Origin of the sequence: Kitasatospora sp. NBC_00240 (assembly GCF_026342405.1) — a bacterium.
Taxonomy (GTDB): domain Bacteria; phylum Actinomycetota; class Actinomycetes; order Streptomycetales; family Streptomycetaceae; genus Kitasatospora.
This window is the reverse complement of sequence record NZ_JAPEMU010000001.1, coordinates 7,671,646-7,690,662: the sequence shown is the minus strand read 5'-3', so window position 1 is coordinate 7,690,662 and position 19,017 is coordinate 7,671,646. Positions and strand designations below refer to the sequence as shown.

Below are 19,017 nucleotides of genomic sequence, written 5' to 3'. Positions count from 1 at the left end.
CGCCGGTACGCCCCCCGCACGCCTCTCCGCACGACGAAACGGACCGCAGATGCGCATCGACCGACTCATACCCCGGGCGGGTAACCGGTGATCGACTGGTTCCACGGGGCCGTGCTCGGCCTGATCCAGGGGCTGACCGAGTTCCTGCCGGTCTCCTCCAGCGCCCACCTCCGGGTGTTCTCCGCCCTGCTGGGCTGGGACGACCCCGGAGCGGCGTTCACCGCGGTGACCCAGCTCGGCACCGAGTCCGCCGTGCTGATCTACTTCCGCCGCGACATCGCCTCGATCGTGAAGACCTGGACGCTGTCCCTGTTCCGTCCCGCGCTGCGCTCGCACCAGGACGCGCGGATGGGCTGGTTCGTGATCATCGGCACGCTGCCGATCGGCATCCTCGGCGCGACCTTCCAGCACACCATCGAGAACTCGCTGCGCGACCTCCGGGTGATCGGCACCACGCTGATCGTCTTCGGTGTCGTGCTGGCCGTCGCCGACCGCACCCGGGCCGTCCGGCACGCCAGGCCGATCAGCGACCTGACCCTGCCGCACGCGATCGGGTACGGCTTCGCCCAGGCGCTCGCCCTGATCCCCGGGGTCTCCCGCTCCGGCGGCACGATCAGCGCGGGCCTGCTGCTCGGCTACAGCCGGGAGGCCGCGGCCAGGTACTCCTTCCTGCTCGCCATCCCGGCGGTGCTGGCCTCCGGCCTGCTGGAGGTGTTCAAGATCGGCGAGGGCCCGGCGCCCGCCTGGGGCCCGACCGTCCTGGCCACCCTGATCGCGTTCGCGGTCGGCTACGCGGCGGTCGCCTGGTTCCTGAAGTACATCTCCTCGCACAGCTTCACGCCGTTCGTGGTGTACCGGATCCTGCTCGGCATCCTGATCATCGGCCTGGTCACCTTCGGCGTGCTCGAACCCGACGCCGGCGTGGTCGTCGCCAAGTAGGTGCGCCCCCCGACGGCGGACACCGGACGGCCCGGGACCTCTCGTACGCACGCGTACGCACCGGAGGTCCCGGGCCGTCGGCCGTTCCCGGCCCGTGGGTGTCAACGTCCGTCAGCACCCGGCACGGGCGGGCCCGCACCGGCCGGACAGGTCGATCGTGCCCGTACCGACCTGGCCGCGACCGCCCTCCCCCGCCCGGGCGCCGCCCACCCCGGGGTCGCCACCGCCCGCCGGGCCCGGGCGGCGCGCGTGCCCATTTGAAATCGAGGCGCCAGGGAGGGTATGCAGGGGGAATGGCTCTTCCCACATCCCGTCTGCGGCGCCCCATATCCGGTCTGGGCGTGGCGCTGCTCACCCTCGGCGCCGGCAGCGCCTGCGCCACCGCGACCGCCACCGGCTCGGACCTCAGGCCCGGCGCCTCGACCGCCCCCCCGATCACGGCGGCCTCCGCGCACACCGGCGGCTGGCCCGGTCCGAAGCTGTCCTCGATCAGCGCGGCCCGCAAGGAGTTGGCCGCCCTGACGGTCGCCGACCGCTGGGAGACGATGGACGGGTACGCCCGGGAGAAGTTCCCGCACTGGATGTCGCAGGGCAACTCCTGCGACACCCGGGAGAGCGTGCTGGAGCGCGACGGCCAGGAGGTGAAGATCGACAGCCTCTGCCGGTCGGTCACCGGCACCTGGTTCAGCGTCTACGACGGTCTGACCCTGCGCGATCCGGCCAAGACGAACACCGCCCACCTGGTGCCGCTGGCCAACGCGTGGCGCTCGGGCGCCGACAAGTGGACCAGCGCGCAGCGGAAGGTCTTCGCCAACGACCTCACCCACCCTCAGCTGCTCACGGTGTCCGCGGAGTCCAACCGCGCAAAGGGCGATCAGGGCCCGGAGGACTGGAAGCCCCCGCTGAAGACGGCCTGGTGCGGGTACGCCCGGGCCTGGGTGGATGTGAAGACCGTCTACAACCTCAGCACCACCAAGGCGGAGAAGACCGCGCTCGGCCAGATGCTCGACACCTGCCCCGGGGCCGACGACTGACCCTGGCGGTCCCCCGACCGGGCCCACGGGAAGAGCCCGCCGGTCGGACACCGCGGCCGGCACCGACCCGCCCGCCCGGCAGACGCCTCCGGCCCCGATCGTCACGACGATCGGGGCCGGAGGCGTCTCTACCGGTGCCGGGGCTCACCACCCGCCCGTACGGTCGGGCGCGGCGGCGTCGGCGGTGCTAGCGGCCGCGCTCGCGGGCGGTCAGCCGGCCGCGGACGGCGGCGTGCACCTCCGCCTCCTCGGCCGGATCGGCGGCCAGCCGGCGCAACCGCTCCAGCACCCGGGCGTCGCCGGTGGTGGCGACGTGGCGGGCGGCCAGCTCGCGGGTGGCCTCCTCGCAGTCCCAGAGGCATTCGACGGCCGGGCCCTCGGGGAAGTGCCGGTCGGTGGCGGCCAGCGCCCGGGCGGCGCGGCCGCGCAGTTCGGAGGAGGCGGCCTCGCCGTAGACGTGGCGCAGGGCCGGGACGGCTGCGGCGGCGGCCAGCCGCCCCGCGCCGTCGACCAGGGTGCCGAGTCCGACGCCGGTCACCCCTCGGACGGAGATCCACTGCCGCAGCGCGTCGACCACGATCGGGCCGTCGGCCGGTTCGCCGGCGTCCGCCAGCAGTTGGACGGCGGCCTCGCCGAGGGCGCTGTCGGCGCCGCCGGTGGCCGGGTCGGCCCAGCGGCGGGCGTGGGCGAGCGCCTCGGGGCCGCGCATTCGGCCGAGGACCTCCAGCGCGGCGCGCACGATGCGCTCGTCGACGTCCGCGGCGGCGGCCTCGATCAGCTCGGCGACCGCCCCGTCCTGGACGTCCACCAGGTGGCGCAGGGCGGCCCGGCGGGCCCCGGGCAGGCCGGAGCGGGCGGCTTCCAGCAGCGTGTCGCGGTCCTCGGGACGGACCACGGCGCCGAGGCAGCGCGCGGCCGCGGCGGCCCGGCGGGCGCCGGCGTCCGGCTCGGAGGGCTCGGAGGGGTCGTAGCGGTGGAAGGCGGCGGCGCCGTCGAACGGATCACCCTCGTCGGCCCAGGCCAGCACGCCGGCCACGCTCCAGCCGGGCGTGACCCCGCCGCGGTTCAGCTGGCGCTGCCACAGGTCGAAGGGGGACTGCTCGCTCGCGGTGGCGATTCTGGGGTGGTGCGCGGCCCACAGCCGCCAGGGCCGGGGCTCGTACGCGCCGCGGACGGCGGCCCGCAGGTCGGCGTCGCCCTCGGGGCCCTCGGGGAAGCGGTCGAGGATCGCCGGGCCGAGGACCAGCAGCCCCAGGTCGTCGTCGCGCATCGCCAGCTCGTCCAGGGCCCAGGCCCAGTTGGTGCCGGTCGCGGCGTACTCGCGCAGCATCAGCAGCGCGTCGCGGCGCCCGTAGGCCGCGAGGTGGCCGAGCACGGAGAGGGCGAGGCCGGTGCGGTTGTCCTCGTGGTCGAGCAGGTCGTCCGGGGCGTGCAGGTGGTCCTCGATGCCGTCGAGCGGCGCTTCGAGCTCCATGTAGAGGCGTGCGTAGTAGAGGGAGCGGTTCTCGATCTGCCAGTCGCCGCGGGGGTCGTTGGTGACGCACTCCTCCAGGGCGGAGATCGCCTCGGTACGGTCGGCCGCCAGCGCATGGAGCTGCCCGTCACCGCGGCCTCGCTGGAGGAGGCCGAGGAGGCTGGCACTGGGCGCTATCACTGGCTCGAACATGAGGTCAGCATCCGTTGCGGCGGTCGTAGTGGCAACGGGATTTCCGTCGCCGGGGGTCATTTGTCGGTTTTGCGCGGGCGCCCGGGCGCCGGAATCACCGAAGGTTACCCCTTGTACGGGCCCCGCGCACACAGGGCGTGAGACAGCCGCCGGCCCGCCCCGCCCGGGCGGTACCGGGCCGCGGGCCCCGCCGCGGGACCGCGGGCGACCGGCGCGGCTGGACGGCCTCGCCGTCGGGGCACGGTCGCCCGGCGCGCGGACGGTCCCCCCCTCGAAGGTGCGGGCGGCCCCCACCGGGTGCGGGCGGGCCCTGACCGGGCCCGCCCGCTCGGGCATATGCCAGGGACATTGCCGCGAATTTACCCAAACCCCTCACAAGGCCGGTGCCACCGTGCGACAGTCGTCCCATCACCTCACCGTCATCGACCCGTGGGACCTTCGGATGAGCCTCCCCTCCCTGACCGCCTCCGGGCCCACCCCCTCGGGGCCCGCTGTACCGGCCGCCGACGCCGTCGGCGCCGCCGAGTGGGACCTGCTCACCGACCGCGTCCGCTGGTCCCCCGAAGCCTTCCGGCTGCTCGGCCGTGATCCGGGCCTCGGCCCGCTCACCCTCGACCAGCTCCCGACCCGGCTGCCCGAGCAGGACCGCCCCGCCCTGCGGCGGATGATGACCGACGCCCTGGTGCACGGGCGCACGCCGGCCGGCACCGTCCGGGTCCTCGGGCCGGGCGGCAGCCAGGTCGTCGTGCACTGCGCGGGCGTACCGGTTCTCGACGAGGACGGGCAGGTCACGGCGCTGCGGATGCTGCTGCGCGCGGTCTGATCGGCGGCCCGGGACCGACCGACGGCCCGCGACCCACCAGCCGCGACCAGCCGACCGACCAGCCGGAACCGACCGTGGAAATCCGGCCACCTGGACCTGACCGCCCGGAGCCGCCGGGCGCACCAAGTCGCCGCACGCACTCCCGCGCTCCGGCACGCGCGCCCGCGCACCCGCACCCGCACCCGCACCCGCACCCGCACCCGCACCCGCACGAACGCGACCGGGCAACCGGGCCCGAGGGCAAGGGCGAGCCGGCCCCCGGCCGCCCTCAGGCCAGCCGGGGCCGCTGCTTGGCGTCCGCCACCCGCAGTTCCTGGCGCAGTTCCTCGCGCAGCTCGTCCACCTCGGGCAGCCCCTGGTAGCGGCCGGTCAGCCGGTACATCTCGCGCAGCCGGTCCCAGGTGCGGTGCGAGGAGGTCTGGCCGATCGAGGCCATCGCCATCTTGGCCTGCACATGCGCCTCGTCCGGCTCGCCGGAGAGCCAGTGCACGGAGGCCAGGGTGATCCGGTCCAGCAGCGCCGAGCGCTCCCGGCCGTTGCGTGAGCGCAGGTCGATCGCCAGCTTGGCGTGCCGGACGGCCAGCGGCGCCGCGCTCGGGTCGTGCTCGGCCAAGGTCCGGTAGACCAGCGCCTGCATGCCGTGCAGTTCGGCCTCGTTGAACAGCTGCATCCAGGACGGCAGCGCCTCGCCGCCGTTGTCCCGGACGAAGAGGTCCTCGGCCTCGCCCAGCACCCGCCGGGTCGCCTGCGAGCGCCCCAGTGCGGCCTGCGCCCAGGCCTCCACCGTGTGCAGCATCGCCTGCGTCCGGGGCAGCGTCTCGCCGCCCCCGCTGGCGTTGGCGGCCTGCATCAGGTCGAGCGCGTCGTCGGCCCGGCCGAGGTGCATCATCTGCCGGGCGGCCCGGGAGATCGCCTCGCCGGCCCGGGGGCGGTCCTCCGCCTCCTTGGCCGCCTGGGCGGCGATCACGAAGTACTTCTGCGCGGTCGGCTCCAGACCCACGTCGTGCGACATCCAGCCCGCCAGCACCGCGAGGTTGGCCGCGACGATCCACAACCGCCGGTCCAGCGCCGGGGCGTGCCGGTGCGTCAACAGCCCGCCGACCTCGTTGAGCTGGCCGACCACGGCCTTGCGCTGCAGGCCGCCACCACGCGAGGCGTCCCAGGCGCGGAACACCTCCACCGAGCGCTCCAGCGCCTCCACCTCGTCGAAGCCGACCTGGCCGGACTCGTACACGTCCACGACGGGCCTCGCGCCCGCCTGGGTGACCACCTGCCTGGGCCCGGGCCGCCCGGCCGCGTACGCGACCGCGTCCCCCGTGAGCCAGCCCTGGAGGGAGTCGGCGACGACCGCTCCCGCCGTGAGTGCGGCGCCCGCACCCACCAATCCGCGTCGGTTGAGCATGAGGTCCATTCCCGTGAACTCGGTGAGGACCGCGGCCGTTCGATCCGGCTCCCAGGGTTCTGCCGACTGCGCTGTCGTGGACCTGGAGGGCCGGTGTCGTTCCAGACCGAGGTCCTCAGTGGTGACGACACGGCCGAGCCGCTCGGTGAACACAGCTGCCAGCACCCGCGGCACCGGATCGCGGGGGATCTCCCCCTGCTCGATCCAGCGGCGCACCCGCGAGGTGTCGGTGGACAGTTGCTGCTGTCCCATCGCCGCACCGCGCCGGTTGACCAGCCGAGCCAGCTCGCCCTTGGACCATCCGGTCAGGGCGAAGAGGTCGGCCAGTCGTGTGTTGGGTTCCCTGCTCACGTGAAGCCCCCAGGTTCCTCGGCTGGTTCGACCCTAGTGCGGTGTCATGTGCCAAGCGAGCATTCGCCAGGCTTCGCCAGGGTCCGCCACATGGTGTGCCAGTGGCATCCAGGTGTGATGTAGAGGTGCGCCACCCCGCCCTCGGGGTCGGGGGCGCCGCCGGCAGGCCAGGGGCGCTCCCCCTACCCCACCGGCGGCGCCCCCGGGAGCTCTCCCGAGGGGGTGGCGCGGCCGGGTGGCGCGGGGGCGCCGGGCACGGCAGCGGAAGTCGGACCGACCACGTTTCCCCAGGACGCGGACGGATCACCGGCGGCCGTCCGGGAGGGTCCAGGCCCTCCGTCCGTGCCCGGCGCCCGCGCTCCAGACGACCGCACCGAGCAGGGCAGGCGGCGCACCAGGAATGCGCACGCCAGCCCTCCCCCGTGACAGCGGGGGCCAGCCCGCCGACGGCAAGGAAGGGATCACCCACCCCTCATGTACTCCTCAGCGACCTCGCCCGCCCCGACCGCCACCCGCCCCGCGCTGCGTCCCCCCACCGCAGCCGGCACCCGTCCCGGCCCGAAGCCCGTGCCGCAGAGCCGCCCGGCGGCCCCCCGCGGCACCGACGGCCGCTCCACGGACGCCCGGGGGCAGGCCGGCCGGGCGGCACTGGGCCTGCGCGCCCCCGACTCCGCGCTGAACGGCGGGGTCCCGCGGCAGGCCCCCGTCCGGCCGGGTGAGCGGATGCTGCGCGGCCGGCCGGCCCAGCCCCTGGTCGCCGAGCGGATCGACCCGGCCGCCCTGCAGACCCCGGCGGTCCGGGCCGCGCTGGCCAACATCGCGCGGATATGTCCCGCGTTCACCCCGCGGCAGGTCCTGCGCGAGGGCAGCCGCCACATCCTGGTGGCGGGCACCATCGGACGCGCTCCGGTGGTGGCCAAGTGCCTTGCCCCGCAGGCCGTCCGGGGTGACCAGTTCGAGCAGCTGGTGGCGGACTTCCATCACGAGGTCGCGGTCTACCGGGCTTTCGTCCGGCACCGCCCGCCGGTCCGGCTGCCGCGGCTGGTGGCCGCCGACCACGACCGGTGCGTGCTGGTGGTGGAGCGGGTGCCGGGCCGGCCCGCCGCCCGCGAGCGGCACCCGGTCAACGCGCCCACGCCGGGCGAGATCCGGGCGATCCTCGGCGCGGTCCGCACCCTCAACCTGTGGCGGCCGCCCACCGACGTCTTCCACACGCCGCTGGACTACCAGATGGAGATCGCCCGGTTCCACTCGGTCGGCCAGCTGACCGACCGGGACGCCGGGGACCTCCGCGGGCTGCTGCACGGCCTCAGCCACACCCCGCTGCAGCTCTGCCACGGCGACGCGCTGCTCAGCAACATGCTGCTGGCGCCGTCCGGCCCGGTGCTGGTCGACTGGGAGCAGGCCGGCTGGTACCTGCCGGGCTACGACCTGGCGGTGCTGTGGAGCGTGCTGTCCGGGGACACCGCGGCGCGACGCCAGATCAGCCAGCTCGCGCAGTCCGGCGGAACCCTCGCCCGGGACGCGTTCCTGGTCAACCTGGTGCTGGTGCTGATGCGGGAGATCCGCCTGTACGACGTCCCGGGCGCCGGCGAGGAGCAGCGGATCATGATCCGCCGGCTGTACGACGACGCCGCGTTGGCCCGCCGGGCCGTCCGCGCCGCGGTGGGGACCCGCTGACCGCGGGCGGGACGGCCGCCGGGCGCACGCCGGCGGGCCCGTACCCGCCGGGCCGGCCTTCGTCACCGGGCATTCCTCGGGCGGACAGTCGTCAGGCGGGCAGTCGTCGGGCGGGCAGGCACCGGCAGAAGGGGTTCAGGCCCAGACGGCTTTCGCCGACCGGGCCTTCGCCGGGCCGGCCGCGTTCAGGCCCGGGTCGGCCGCGTTCAGGCCCGGGCCGGACCGCGGCCCAGGGCGGCGCGACCGGCGGCGTCGAGCACCGCCTCGTCCGGGGCGAAGTGCACCCGCCCGCTGAGCACGTCGCGCAGGTAGCGTTCCAGCGGGTGACGCCGACTCAGACCCGGGTTGCCGGTGAGCGACACGGCCTGCTGCACCGCCGAGATCGCCGCGCGGGAGGCCAGCAGCTGGGCCGGCCCGGTCCGGGCGACGGCCTCCGGTTCGGCCAGGTCGACGCGCGGGGCGAGGCCGCCCACCAGCTCCTCCGCCCCGATCAGCAGCGCCTCTATCTCGCCGAGCGCGGTGCGGTAGCGCGGGAGTGCGGCCAGCGGCTCGGTGAGATTGGCCGGAGTGCGCTGGTTGAGGAAGCGCACCAGCCAGTCCTGGGCGGCGCGCGCCACCCCCAGATACACCGCCGCGAGCGCCAGGTCGTGCCAGGCCCGGGTGAGGGCCGCCTGGGCGGCCGCGTCCGGGTTCTCCCGGCCGCCGAGGCCGAGCGCGAGTTCGGTCGGCACCCGGACGCCGTCCAGCAGGACGTCGTGGCTGGCGCTCGCGCGTAGTCCCAGCTGGTCCCAGGTCGGGTCCACCTCGATGCCGGGGCTGTCGCCGCGGACCAGGAACGTCCCGATCCGGGGCACCGGTTCGTCGGTGCTGGCCGTCACCGCCATCCAGGCGAGCGCCTCGGCGCCGGTGCAGTAGGTCTTTCGGCCGGTGATCAGCCAGCCGTCGCCGTCCCGCCGGGCGACGGTCGCCGGGATGCCGGCCGGGTGGCCGGGCTCCGCTCTCAGCGTGTTCACCAGCGCCGGGCCGCGGCGGGATTCGGTCAGCAGCCGCCGGTAGCCGGCCGCCGGCCAGCCGCCGGCCCGTGCCTGTTCGGCGTGCTGGAGCAGGGTGAAGGCGGTGACCACCGCCACCGAGGCGTCGCCGCGCCCGAGTTGGGCCAGCACCCGAACGATTTCGGCCAAGCTTCCGCCGGGCCCGCCGAACCGCCGGCCGACCGTCAGGGTGAGCAGCCCGGCCTCGTGCACCGCCTCGATGCCCTGGTACGGGAAGGTCGCGTCCCGGTCGTGCTCCTCGGCCCGGGCCGCCAACAGGTCGACGACGCGGGGCAGTCGGGCGAAGGCCTCGGCCACCGGGGAGGGCCCGTCGGCGGACGGCTGGTCGGCGGTCGTGGTGCTCATGATGCGATGCCTCCGGGCGGCAGCGTGGCTCGGCATAATGCGGGCGGCACGCTCTACGCGCGTGCGGGAACCGGATGCGGCGGCCCGGGGCGGCCTCGACACGAGGATCCCCGGAGGATCAGGGCCGGCCGGTCGATTCCAGCCGATCTTGAGCCGCCACCGGGGGACGAATCCCCCTCATCTGCCCGGACACGCCGCGCTGGCGGTTCGCCGCAGGTCGAGATAGCTGCGACGGGTCAGCAGCGGGAGACGGCACGACATGTTCGCGACTGTACGAAGCGATGATCGAAACCGTCAAGCACGCGCCGGCCCGGCGGCCGGCGCGGCAGCGAACCGCGCGGTCAGCCCTGCTGAAACATGTCGGCGGGCAGCGGCTTGAGCAACTGGTAGAGATCGTCCGAAATCGGCCGGTCCCAGGAGGCGATGGTGACCTGCACGCCGTCGCTGCGTCCGAACTGCGAGCAGAACACCCGCTCCTCGCTGACCTTGACCTTCTTCACGATCAGCAGGTCGTCCCCGAGCATCACCGGGAAGTCCTCGGCGGAGACGAAATCCACCGGCTCGTTGTTCTCCAGGGCCGCGAGCAGCTGGCGGACCTCGAAGGGCACGCTGTCCCCGGTGTCGCGGGCCGGCGAGTTCTCCGGCAAATTCCCGATGAACATTGCCGGGCCCCGGCCGCCGAACAGGTCGTAGCGAAGGAAGATCCCCTGGCAGGAGCCGTCGGGGCCGGCCATCATGGCGGCGCCGAAATCACCGGGCCAGTCGCCCGGATCCATCGCGAGCACGTCGAAGTCCGGGCCTGCGGGCTGGCCGGAGCGACGGCGGAGAAAAGACATGGCAACATCGTACGTGCCCGGCACACCACGTTCACGAGGTGGGTCGGACAGCAGGTGGAGATCCACGCTCAGAGACCAATGTTGACTCTGAGCAACCGTCCGGGCTACGTTCGGTTCAGCACGACAGCCGTTCTGGGTTCCATCCTCCGGGGGGCGGCCTGTCGCCACGCGGCCCCACACGCGTATCCCTCACTGTGCACACCGTCGTGCCGAACAGCAGAGCATCCAGCTTCGCCGATCGCCGCACACACCAGCTGCACTCCACAAGCCAACAGCTCGAACAGCACACGAACCAGGTTCGCGGGGCCCAGGCCCGTCGCACTCGCGGATCTGCCCGGGACTCCGCCGCGTGGGGGCGTGCGGGCCCCGGGCAAAACCGGAGCCGTACTTCCGAGTAGCTCTCGGATGTCCGGTTCCATCCTCCCAGCGACTGCCGACCCTTAGCGGGGTCGGGACCGGCCGACGCACCTTGGTGCGATGGGGATTCATCGGGAGGAGCCCGGCGTCGCCGCCGGGGAGCACAGCAGGCGCCGTGTCTGGCCGCGTGGGGGCGGTGGGCACGGCGTCTGCCTGCTCTCAACTCTGAATCGACTTTGTCGAACAGTCAACGGAAAATATGACGTGGCGGCATCAACCGGGCCGCAGCTCGGTCACAACCGCGTTCCGGCACCGTTCTCCGCCGGTTTTGGCCCTCTTTGCGCCCTGTTGGGCACCGCCCCGAGCAAGGCGCCCCGGCCGGCCGCCGGCCGGGGCGGGACCCCGGCCGACAGCTCAGGGCGCGGAGAATCGGGCCGCCCGCCACGGCCGCCGCGCACCGGGCCCTCGAAAGTCGGGCCGCCGCGCGGCCGGGGCCTCAGGTGAGGTCGAACTCGCCGTCGCGGGCGCCGAGCACGAAGGCCCGCCACTCCCCCGGCGTGAAGACCAGCACCGGCCCGTCCTGCTGACGGCCGTCCCGCATCGCGATGTACCCGTCCACGAAGGCGATCTGCACGTCGCCGACCCCCTGGCTGCTGGACTGCCAGACGGCCCCCGCCAAGTTCAGCCGGGGCTTCTGCCCGTTCGCGAAGACCTCCGTCGACCCGGCCGTGTCCACGCTCGTACCGCTGTTGGCTGCCACTGCTGTCTCCTCCCGACGTCGTCCGGAGGCCAGCGTAGCCAGGCCGGCCGGCCCGGACCCGCTTCTCCGTCAAGGGACCCCCGCCGGGGGCGGGCATGGCCGACCCGGCCACGGCGGCGCACCGACTGTGCTAGACGCTCCGGCCGGTGCGGCCGCGCGCGGGTGGACAACCGCGAGTCCGACGGCGACCGGCCGGCCGTGCCTGCGGACACCGGCGGGCCGACGGGCTGTCAGGGTGGGCCGGGGAGGCGAACACACGGGCCCGGTTCAGCCCGTGCGGCCCGGCCGACTGACAGAGTGAGACCGAGCACGGACCAGCACGAACTGCCTCGACTCCCCGCTCCCCTCGCCCGCCAGCCCGCTCACCCGTTTCCCCAGGAGCAGCCGATGAGCCGCCGGGACGGCACCCGCGCCGACGTCATCCCCATTTCCGACGCGCCCTCGGCCCACACCCCGGCCCCCCGCGCGCCGACCTCGCCCGCCAAGCTCCCCAAGCCGTCGGGGGGCCGCCCGCCGGCGCACGGCAGGGTCGGGGTCGTGCTGGTCTCGCACAGCGAGGAACTGGCCGCCGCGGCCGGCGCGCTGGCGCGGTCCCTGGCCGGCCCCGCCGACCCGGCGCCGGTCGCCACCACCGGCGGCGGCCTCGCGGACGGCCCCGGGATCAGCGCGGTACTGGTCGCCGCCGCCACCCGCCGGGTCGACCAGGGCCACGGGGTGGTGGTGCTGGCCGACCTGGGCGGCGCGGTCGGCACCGTCCGGGCCCTGCTCGCGGCGGCGGACGAGCACGGCCTGCCCTTCCCGGTACGGTTCGCGGACGCGCCGTTCGTGGAGGGGGCGGTCGCCGCCGTGGCCACCGCCACGGCCGGCGGGGACCTCTCGGCGGTGCTGGACGCGGCCGAGGAGGCCTACCGCCAGCGCAAGGACTGACCCGGACGGCGCCCGGACGGCCGCGCGCGCGGAGCTGGCGGTGGCAGGACGGCACCGTTGTCGGCGAACCACCCCACCAAGGGTGACCACGCGGCTACTATCGGCTCCAGGTCCGGCACCCCGCCGGGCTCCGGCGGTAGAGGGGGGTTCCTCGGCCATGCGCGTCGTCGTCACCGGCGGAGCCGGCTTCATCGGCGCCAACCTGGTCCGGACCTTGCTGGCGCACCCCGGTATCTCGCAGGTCGCGGTCGTGGACGACCTGAGTGCCGGCGACCGGACCAACCTCGCCGGCGTCGCCGCCACCCTGCACGAGGGCAGCATCCTGGACGCCGCGCTGCTCGACGAGGCGTTCGCGGGCGCGCACGCGGTGGTTCACCTGGCCGCCCTGCCGCCCGCATCCCGGTCGGCGGCGGACCCGCTGGCCGGCCACCACGTCAACGCCACCGGCACCCTGGAGGTGCTGGAGGCCGCCCGCCGCGTCGGCGGCGTCCACGTCGTGGCGGCTTCCTCCGCGTCCGTCCACGGAACCGAGCGCGAACTGCCCGAACGCGAGACCGCGCGCGCCGCGCCGAGAACCCCGCACGCGGCCGCCAAGCTGGCCGCCGAGGCGTACCTCGGCGCGTACCACCACTGCTACGGGCTCGGGGTGCTGCCGCTGCGGTTCTTCAACGTGTTCGGGCCGCTGCAGCCCGCCGGCCCCGGGTACCCGGCGGTCGTCCCCGCCTTCCTGGCCGCCGCGATGGCCGGCCGGCCGCTGACCGTGCACGGGGACGGCCGGCAGACCCGGGACTTCACCTACGTCGGGACGGTCGCCCAGGTGATCACCGAGGCGGTGGTGCGCCGGGTGGTGCACCCCGACCCGGTGAACCTGGGCTTCGGCTCCCGGACTTCGCTGCTGGAGCTGGCCGGCGAGCTGGAGTCGGTGCTCGGCCACCGGCTGGAGGTCACCCACACCGCTCCCCGTCCGGGCGACGTCCGGGACTCCCGGGCCGACGGCTCCCGGCTGCGCGAGCTGTTCCCGACCGTCGTCCCGGTGCCGTTGCGCGAGGGGCTGGAACGGACCTCCGAATGGTTCTCCACGCTCTGAGCCCCGCCGCGGCGGATCCGGCGGCCGGGCACCGGGATCGGGGTGCCCGGGCCGGCAGCGCCGGCGGTGCCCGGCCTAGCCGGCCAGCGCCTCCGGAGCACCGTCCAGGACGAAGGCGGTCTCGCCCTTGCACTCCAGGGCGTGCCGCAGCCGGTTGAGGACGCGCGGCTCCAGGTCGGGCAGGGCGTCCGGCTCGAACCAGCGGATGTCCAGCGACTCGTCGTCGTTCACCCGCGCCTCGCCGCCCACCACGCGGCAGCGGAAGGTGAGTTCGAGGTACTGACTGTGGTCGCCGTTGGGGTACTCCACCACCGGCGAGACGGTGACCGAGGCCAGCAGTTCGGGCACGACCACCACCCCGGCCTCCTCGAACACCTCCCGGACCAGCCCGTCGGCCGGCTGCTCGCCCGGGTCGAGGATGCCCCCGATCAGCGACCACCGGCCGTCGTCCGCCCGCTGCCCGAGCAGGATCCGTCCGTCGTCGCCGACGATCACGGCCCCGACGCCGTTCAGCCAGAGCAGCCGGGTACCGACCACCGAGCGGAGGTCCGCGAGAAACTGAGGAATAGCCATGCCCGAACCCTACGCCCGGGCCGCCGCGGCGCGGGGCCGGTGCCACGTTTGCGGCAGCGGCCGGGCAGCGGAGCCGAACACCGAAGCACCGACGGCCCACGCCGGGCCCAGCACCTCGCGGCGCCGACCCGCCCGCACCCGTTGCCCGGCGGCCCGGCGGCCCGGCGGCCCGGCGGCCCGGCGGCCCGGGAGGAACCGAAGTGACATGCCGTCATTCCGGCTCCCCGGGCCATTCCGCCGCTGCGGGCCGCTCGGTACCCTCGGGCGTCGGGCCCGGTCAGGAGCGCGGCCGGGCACTCTCCTCGGACCGGACGGCGGCCTGCGGCGCGGGCGCGGCCGGTACGGCCGCGCCGGATACCGGGCCGCCGCCCGGGCGCAGCAGCAGCTTCACGGTCAGCGCCAGAATCCGCAGGTCGAGCCGGAGAGAGCGGTGCTCGACGTACCAGAGGTCACGTTCGAGGCGCTGCGACCGGCTGATCCCGGTGCGCCCGCCGACCTGGGCCCAGCCGGTGAGGCCGGGCCGGACGGCGAGCCTGCCCGACCGGTGGGGTGCGTGCTGCGGGGCCTGCTCCGGCGGGCCGGGCCGGGGCCCGACCACTGCCATCTCGCCGCGGACCACGTTCCAGAGCTGCGGGAGCTGCTCCAGGCCGGTGCGGCGCAGCAGGGCGCCCAGGCGGGTGGTCCGGGCGGCGGGCCCGTCCTGGACGCGGGCCTCGCGGGTGGTGCGGAAGGTCAGGATCTCGAACGGGCGGCCGTGCCGGCCGCTGCCGGCCCGACGGACGAGCACCGGGCCGCCGGTGGTGCAGCGGATCAGGACGGCGATCAGCAGGCCCAACGGGATCGCGGTGACCCCGGCCAGTGCGGTGATCGCAAGGTCCCCGGCGCGTTTCATCGCTCGATCCGGCCGGTGGCGGTCGTCCCGGGCCGGCCGGTCGCGGCGGCGGTGGTGGTGGCGGCGGTGCGCCGGACGGGCCGGCGTCCGGCCGGGACGCGGGGCCCTGCGGGCGTCCGGGCCGCCGTGGTCGTACGCATCGCGCTCCCCCCTGCGCGGCACCCTCCCGGCGCCGTCGACCGGTCCGGCTCCCGACGGTGGTCGGTGCGCGGGGCCGGTTTCACAGTAGGGGGAGGTGGGCGCGCCGGCCGGGGGGATGCGGAAGAAGGGCGGAGACCGTCCGAAAACCGGCCGGTTCTGCTGCTTCCTTCGATTTCCTTCGATCCGGCCGGTTTCAGCCGGCCGTGCCGTTGCCGGCCGGTCCCCGTCCGGAGGGCCGCGGGTCGCGGCAGGCCGTCCCGCCGCAGGAGGTCCCGGCGGGAGGGTGGTCGGGCGGTGGGATCAGAGGGTCACGCCACGCCCGTGGCGGAGCACCGTGAAGGCGATCCGGCCGAGCAGCAGCACCCCGGCGGCCAGGCAGCCGGCGACGGCCATCACCCAGGCCGGCCCGTCGGTGTCGGGGACGGCCACGGCGACCACGATCCCGACCGCCAGGCAGGCCAGCCCGACCACGGTCAGCGGGAGCTGGTGACGGTGCAGGGCCCCTCCGCTCCAGAGCCGGGCGGCCCGGGAGAGCGGCTGGGTCAAAGAATGATCATGGTCCGCGTCTGCCATGAGACCCAAGGTACATCCGCCCGGCCCCGGGAGCAGCCCCTGCGTACGCGACCGGGCCGCACACCGCCGCCCGCGCCACGGCGGCCCCGCCCGACCCGTCCGAAAATCGGGCCCCGGACGGTACAACCATCCTCGGCCCGTATCGGTCTCCCCTACATCGAGCGATCCAGGAGCCGTCCGCGGTACGGGTTGGGAGTCCCCGCCGAGGACCGGAGAACCAGGGGGCGGAGCCGCCGCGCCCAGGTGTCGGAGGCCAGGCTCAGCCCTCCGACGGTACCGCCACGCCGCGTGGGCGATCGAGGGGGAACCGTGCCGTATTCCGAGACCACGAGACTCAGAGGCCTGGGGTCGGCGTTCGCGCCGCTCGGCCTGTCCGGGCTGTCCGGGCTGTCCGGGCTGCCCGGCCGAGCACGGCCGGCCGGCTCACCCGGCCCGACGGTCGGCGCTCCGACGCGTCCCGATCCGGTGCGTCCCGATCCGGTGCGCCCTGCGGCGACGGGCGTCGGCACCGGCCGGCCCGACCACGCCGACGGGCACGGCCCGCACCTCGGCCGGCCCGGCGACTGGCTGCGCTTCGCACCCGTCCAGCCGCTGTTCCGGGCCCGGGCCGCCCAGCGGCTGGCCGTGCTCGCCTACCACGGGGTGACCGACCCGCGCTCGTTCGGCGCCCAGCTGGACCGGCTGCGTCGGCTCGCCGTACCGGTCTCGCTGGAGGCCGTCCAGCGTGCCGTGGCCGAACAGCGGCCGCTGCCGCCGCGCAGCGTGCTGATCACCTTCGACGACGCCGACCGCAGCGTGCTGACCCACGCCCTGCCCGAACTCACCCGGCGGGGCATCCCGGCCGCGGCGTTCGTGATCTCCGAGCTGATCGGGACGGACCGCCCGTTCTGGTGGCACGAGGCGGCCTTCCTCGCCCGGCACGGCGGGCGGGCGCGCTCGATCTGCACCGACCGGCCGTCCCAGTTGCTGCCGCGGCTCAAGTCGCTGCCCGACCCGGACCGCCGCCGCAGCCTGCAGGAGCTCCGGGTCAGCGCCCACCGCCGGCCGCCGCGCCAGGACCAGCTCACCCCGGAGGACCTGCTGGCGTTGCGCGACGCCCGGGTGGCGATCGGCAACCACACCCAGGGGCACCCGTGTCTGGGACGCTGCGACGCGGCGACCGTCCGGGCCGAGATCACCGGTGCGCACGACGCCCTGACCCGCTGGCTCGGCGAGCCGCCGGTGGCGTTCGCGTACCCGGACGGCGGCCACGACCCCCGGGCCGAGGCGGTGCTGGACGAGCTGGGCTACCGGCTCGGCTTCCTGTCCGACCACCGGCTCGGGCCGCGGCTGCCGGGGCACCCGCTGCAGATCAGCCGCCTCCAGGTGGACTCCACGACCAGTGCGCGGCGCTTCGACACCATCCTGTCGGGGCTGGAGCCGGCCTACCGCCGCTGGCGGGGGCAGTCGGTGGCCTGAGCCCGGACGTGGCCGGTGACCGGCGGGGGCTCGCGCCGGCGGCCGGTCAGGCCCGGGCCGGCGCCGGTGCTTGGGCCTGGGCCGGCGCGGCCACCAGGCGACCCTCGGGATAGCGGGCCGCGACGGGGCTGAGATCGGCCGGCCGGCCGCTGTGCAGCACCGTGAGGCCGCCGTTGCCCGCCTGAGCGGCACGGACCGGGTCGCGGTCGGCGATCCGGCGCAGCGCCTGGGCGGCGACCGCGCCGGCCGAACCGTGCAGCTCGAGGTCGGGGGCGGCGGTGGGAGCCACCGCGGCCCGGATCCGCTCGGCGACCAGTTCGTAGTGGGTGCAGCCGAGCACGATCACCGCCGTGCCCGCCGGGGTCAGCGCGGCGGCCGCGGCCACGGCGGCGTCGATCGCCGCGTCGTCGCCGCGCTCCACCGCGTCCGCGAGGCCCGGGCAGGCCACCTCGGTGACGGCGGTCCGGCCGGCGAAGTCACGGATCAGGCCCCGCTGGTACGGGCTGCCGGTGGTGAGCGGGGTGGCCCAGATCGCCACCGGCCGGCCGGCCGCGACGGCGGGCTTGACCGCCGGGACGGTACCGATCACCGGCAGTCCGGGCTCGAGGTCCGCCCGTAGCGCCTCCAGCGCGTGGACGGAGGCGGTGTTGCAGGCGACCACCAGCGCGTCCGGCTCGTACGCCGCGGCCGCCCGCGCGCAGGCGAGCGCGCGCTCCGCGACGCCCGCCGGCGTACGCGGGCCCCAGGGCATGCCGTCCGGGTCCGAGGAGAGCACCAGGTCCACGTCGGGCCGAAGGGTACGCAGCGCGGCGGCCGCCGCCAGCAGGCCGATTCCGGAGTCCAGCAGTGCGATCTTCACGGGGAACGACTCTAGTCGATCCACCCCCGGCGGCCCCCGGTACGGCAGACTGCCCGGGTGACGGTCCTGCTGTGGGTCTCCCTGCTGTCCCTGCTGGTCTGGCTCTGGCTGACCTGCTGCCACGGGTTCTTCTGGCGCACCGACGTGAGACTGCCGGAGCGCGGCGCGCCGGCCCGCTGGCCGGACGTGGCGATCGTGGTCCCGGCCCGGGACGAGGCCGACGTCCTGCCGCTCACCCTGCCCGGGCTGCTGGCGCAGGAGTACCCCGGCCGGGCCCGGGTGATCCTGGTCGACGACCACAGCGGCGACGGCACGGCCGAGCTCGCGGCCGGCCTGGCCGGCGCCGGCACCCTGCCGCTCACCGTCACGGCCCCGCCGCCGCTGCCGGCCGGCTGGACGGGGAAGCTCTGGGCGCTGCGGCACGGGGTCGAGCTGGCCGTCGCCGCGCCGGGGGCGGACCGGCCCGCCTATCTGCTGCTCACCGACGCCGACATCGCGCACGGCCCGCGGTCGCTGGCCGAGCTGGTGTCGGCCGCCGAGAGCGCCGATCTCGACCTGGTCTCGCAGATGGCCCGGCTGCGGGTGAGCACCCGCTGGGAGCGGCTGATCGTGCCCGCCTTCGTCTACTTCTTCGCCCAGCTCTACCCCTTCCGCCGGAGCAACCGGCCGGGCAGCCGGACGGCGGCGGCCGCCGGCGGCTGCACCCTGGTGCGCGCGGACGCCCTGGAACGCGCCGGCGGGGTGGCGGCGATCCGCGGGGCGGTGATCGACGACGTGTCGCTCGCCAAGGCGGTGAAGGCCTCCGGCGGGCGGATCTGGCTGGGCCTCGCCGAACAGGTGGACAGCGTGCGGCCTTACCCGGGGCTGGCGCCGCTCTGGCGGATGGTCTCGCGCAGCGCGTACGCGCAGTTGCGGCACTCGCCCGCGCTGCTGCTCGGTACGGTGCTCGGCCTGGGCCTGGTCTACCTGGTGCCGCCGACCGCGACCGTGGCGGGGCTCGCGGCGTGGCGGCCGGACGTGGCGGCGGCGGGCGCGGCCGCCTGGGCGCTGATGGCGGGGACGTACCTGCCGATGCTGCGCTACTACGGTCGGCCGACCCTGGCCGCGCCGCTGCTGCCGTTCACCGCGTTCCTGTACCTGCTGATGACGGTCGACTCGGCGGTGCAGCACCGGCGCGGCCGGGGCGCGGCCTGGAAGGGCCGGACGTACCAGGGCCTGCCCGACAACTGATCGCCCGGCGGGTGCGGGCAGGCCGGTCGCGG

The 19,017-nt window shown here is 75.5% G+C and carries 18 protein-coding genes; 8 read left to right on the top strand and 10 right to left on the bottom strand.

Annotated elements, in window-relative coordinates; all coding sequences use genetic code 11:
• Positions 1 to 90 precede the first annotated feature (90 nt).
• A complete protein-coding gene (locus OG689_RS33005) occupies positions 91 to 939 on the top strand; it encodes an undecaprenyl-diphosphate phosphatase (protein WP_266327616.1) in 849 nt (282 codons plus the stop codon).
• Between the two features lie 293 nt (positions 940 to 1,232).
• Complete coding sequence (locus tag OG689_RS33000; protein ID WP_266324497.1) at positions 1,233 to 1,973, top strand: DUF1524 domain-containing protein; 741 nt, start codon at positions 1,233 to 1,235, stop codon at positions 1,971 to 1,973.
• A 187-nt stretch (positions 1,974 to 2,160) separates the two neighbouring features.
• Here the strand turns inward: OG689_RS33000 and OG689_RS32995 are convergent, their stop codons facing one another.
• Complete coding sequence (locus tag OG689_RS32995; RefSeq protein WP_266324496.1) at positions 2,161 to 3,639, bottom strand: HEAT repeat domain-containing protein; 1,479 nt, start codon at positions 3,637 to 3,639, stop codon at positions 2,161 to 2,163.
• A 442-nt stretch (positions 3,640 to 4,081) separates the two neighbouring features.
• Here OG689_RS32995 and OG689_RS32990 point away from each other — a divergent pair, with 442 nt between their 5' ends.
• Complete coding sequence (locus OG689_RS32990) at positions 4,082 to 4,462, top strand: PAS domain-containing protein (protein WP_266324495.1); 381 nt, start codon at positions 4,082 to 4,084, stop codon at positions 4,460 to 4,462.
• 268 nt (positions 4,463 to 4,730) lie between these two features.
• On the opposite strand, the gene OG689_RS32985 is transcribed toward OG689_RS32990, so the two are convergent.
• Positions 4,731 to 6,215 carry a hypothetical protein gene (locus tag OG689_RS32985; RefSeq protein ID WP_266324494.1) on the bottom strand — a complete coding sequence of 495 codons (1,485 nt, stop codon included), beginning with the start codon at positions 6,213 to 6,215 and terminating at the stop codon, positions 4,731 to 4,733.
• 474 nt (positions 6,216 to 6,689) lie between these two features.
• On the opposite strand from OG689_RS32985, the gene OG689_RS32980 reads away from it, so the two are divergent.
• On the top strand, positions 6,690 to 7,895 hold the full coding sequence (locus OG689_RS32980; protein WP_266324493.1) for a phosphotransferase: 1,206 nt from the start codon (positions 6,690 to 6,692) through the stop codon (positions 7,893 to 7,895).
• Positions 7,896 to 8,101: 206 nt separating this feature from the next.
• Here the strand turns inward: OG689_RS32980 and OG689_RS32975 are convergent, their stop codons facing one another.
• The 3 genes from OG689_RS32975 to OG689_RS32965 all read right to left on the bottom strand — a co-directional run bounded on the left by OG689_RS32975 (position 8,102) and on the right by OG689_RS32965 (position 11,221).
• Positions 8,102 to 9,292 carry an acyl-CoA dehydrogenase family protein gene (locus OG689_RS32975; protein WP_266324492.1) on the bottom strand — a complete coding sequence of 397 codons (1,191 nt, stop codon included), beginning with the start codon at positions 9,290 to 9,292 and terminating at the stop codon, positions 8,102 to 8,104.
• A 341-nt stretch (positions 9,293 to 9,633) separates the two neighbouring features.
• Positions 9,634 to 10,128, bottom strand: coding sequence for a hypothetical protein (locus OG689_RS32970; RefSeq protein WP_190212576.1), 495 nt, complete (start codon positions 10,126 to 10,128; stop codon positions 9,634 to 9,636).
• An 853-nt stretch (positions 10,129 to 10,981) separates the two neighbouring features.
• Positions 10,982 to 11,221 carry a DUF397 domain-containing protein gene (locus tag OG689_RS32965; RefSeq protein ID WP_266327614.1) on the bottom strand — a complete coding sequence of 80 codons (240 nt, stop codon included), beginning with the start codon at positions 11,219 to 11,221 and terminating at the stop codon, positions 10,982 to 10,984.
• A 411-nt stretch (positions 11,222 to 11,632) separates the two neighbouring features.
• On the opposite strand from OG689_RS32965, the gene OG689_RS32960 reads away from it, so the two are divergent.
• Together OG689_RS32960 and OG689_RS32955 are read left to right on the top strand one after the other, a co-directional pair.
• A complete protein-coding gene (locus OG689_RS32960) occupies positions 11,633 to 12,172 on the top strand; it encodes a PTS fructose transporter subunit IIA (RefSeq protein WP_323189345.1) in 540 nt (179 codons plus the stop codon).
• A 157-nt stretch (positions 12,173 to 12,329) separates the two neighbouring features.
• On the top strand, positions 12,330 to 13,259 hold the full coding sequence (locus OG689_RS32955; protein WP_266324491.1) for an NAD-dependent epimerase/dehydratase family protein: 930 nt from the start codon (positions 12,330 to 12,332) through the stop codon (positions 13,257 to 13,259).
• 75 nt (positions 13,260 to 13,334) lie between these two features.
• On the opposite strand, the gene OG689_RS32950 is transcribed toward OG689_RS32955, so the two are convergent.
• The 4 genes from OG689_RS32950 to OG689_RS32935 form a co-directional block, all read right to left on the bottom strand.
• Positions 13,335 to 13,832, bottom strand: a complete 498-nt coding sequence (locus tag OG689_RS32950) for an NUDIX domain-containing protein (protein ID WP_266324490.1) — start codon at positions 13,830 to 13,832, stop codon at positions 13,335 to 13,337.
• A gap of 277 nt (positions 13,833 to 14,109) precedes the next feature.
• Positions 14,110 to 14,724 (bottom strand): sugar transferase, encoded by a 615-nt coding sequence (locus OG689_RS32945; protein WP_266324489.1) that lies wholly within the window; start codon positions 14,722 to 14,724, stop codon positions 14,110 to 14,112.
• Positions 14,721 to 14,864, bottom strand: coding sequence for a hypothetical protein (locus tag OG689_RS32940; protein ID WP_266324488.1), 144 nt, complete (start codon positions 14,862 to 14,864; stop codon positions 14,721 to 14,723). Before OG689_RS32940 ends, OG689_RS32945 begins: the two co-directional genes overlap by 4 nt.
• Before the next feature lie 301 nt (positions 14,865 to 15,165).
• Positions 15,166 to 15,438, bottom strand: a complete 273-nt coding sequence (locus tag OG689_RS32935; RefSeq protein ID WP_190212579.1) for a hypothetical protein — start codon at positions 15,436 to 15,438, stop codon at positions 15,166 to 15,168.
• Positions 15,439 to 15,747: 309 nt separating this feature from the next.
• On the opposite strand from OG689_RS32935, the gene OG689_RS32930 reads away from it, so the two are divergent.
• Positions 15,748 to 16,896, top strand: a complete 1,149-nt coding sequence (locus OG689_RS32930; RefSeq protein WP_266324487.1) for a polysaccharide deacetylase family protein — start codon at positions 15,748 to 15,750, stop codon at positions 16,894 to 16,896.
• Between the two features lie 46 nt (positions 16,897 to 16,942).
• On the opposite strand, the gene OG689_RS32925 is transcribed toward OG689_RS32930, so the two are convergent.
• Positions 16,943 to 17,755, bottom strand: coding sequence for an aspartate/glutamate racemase family protein (locus tag OG689_RS32925; RefSeq protein ID WP_266324486.1), 813 nt, complete (start codon positions 17,753 to 17,755; stop codon positions 16,943 to 16,945).
• A 57-nt stretch (positions 17,756 to 17,812) separates the two neighbouring features.
• Here OG689_RS32925 and OG689_RS32920 point away from each other — a divergent pair, with 57 nt between their 5' ends.
• Complete coding sequence (locus tag OG689_RS32920; protein WP_266324485.1) at positions 17,813 to 18,985, top strand: glycosyltransferase; 1,173 nt, start codon at positions 17,813 to 17,815, stop codon at positions 18,983 to 18,985.
• The last annotated feature ends 32 nt before the right edge of the window (positions 18,986 to 19,017 follow it).

Coding starts and splice junctions, on each gene's coding strand:
- OG689_RS33000 (WP_266324497.1), top strand. CDS start 1,233: ATGGCTCTTCCCACATCCCGTCTGCGGCGCCCCATATCCGGTCTGGGC.
- OG689_RS32995 (WP_266324496.1), bottom strand. CDS start 3,639: ATGTTCGAGCCAGTGATAGCGCCCAGTGCCAGCCTCCTCGGCCTCCTC.
- OG689_RS32990 (WP_266324495.1), top strand. CDS start 4,082: ATGAGCCTCCCCTCCCTGACCGCCTCCGGGCCCACCCCCTCGGGGCCC.
- OG689_RS32980 (WP_266324493.1), top strand. CDS start 6,690: ATGTACTCCTCAGCGACCTCGCCCGCCCCGACCGCCACCCGCCCCGCG.
- OG689_RS32975 (WP_266324492.1), bottom strand. CDS start 9,292: ATGAGCACCACGACCGCCGACCAGCCGTCCGCCGACGGGCCCTCCCCG.
- OG689_RS32970 (WP_190212576.1), bottom strand. CDS start 10,128: ATGTCTTTTCTCCGCCGTCGCTCCGGCCAGCCCGCAGGCCCGGACTTC.
- OG689_RS32960 (WP_323189345.1), top strand. CDS start 11,633: ATGAGCCGCCGGGACGGCACCCGCGCCGACGTCATCCCCATTTCCGAC.
- OG689_RS32955 (WP_266324491.1), top strand. CDS start 12,330: ATGCGCGTCGTCGTCACCGGCGGAGCCGGCTTCATCGGCGCCAACCTG.
- OG689_RS32950 (WP_266324490.1), bottom strand. CDS start 13,832: ATGGCTATTCCTCAGTTTCTCGCGGACCTCCGCTCGGTGGTCGGTACC.
- OG689_RS32945 (WP_266324489.1), bottom strand. CDS start 14,724: ATGAAACGCGCCGGGGACCTTGCGATCACCGCACTGGCCGGGGTCACC.
- OG689_RS32940 (WP_266324488.1), bottom strand. CDS start 14,864: ATGCGTACGACCACGGCGGCCCGGACGCCCGCAGGGCCCCGCGTCCCG.
- OG689_RS32935 (WP_190212579.1), bottom strand. CDS start 15,438: ATGGCAGACGCGGACCATGATCATTCTTTGACCCAGCCGCTCTCCCGG.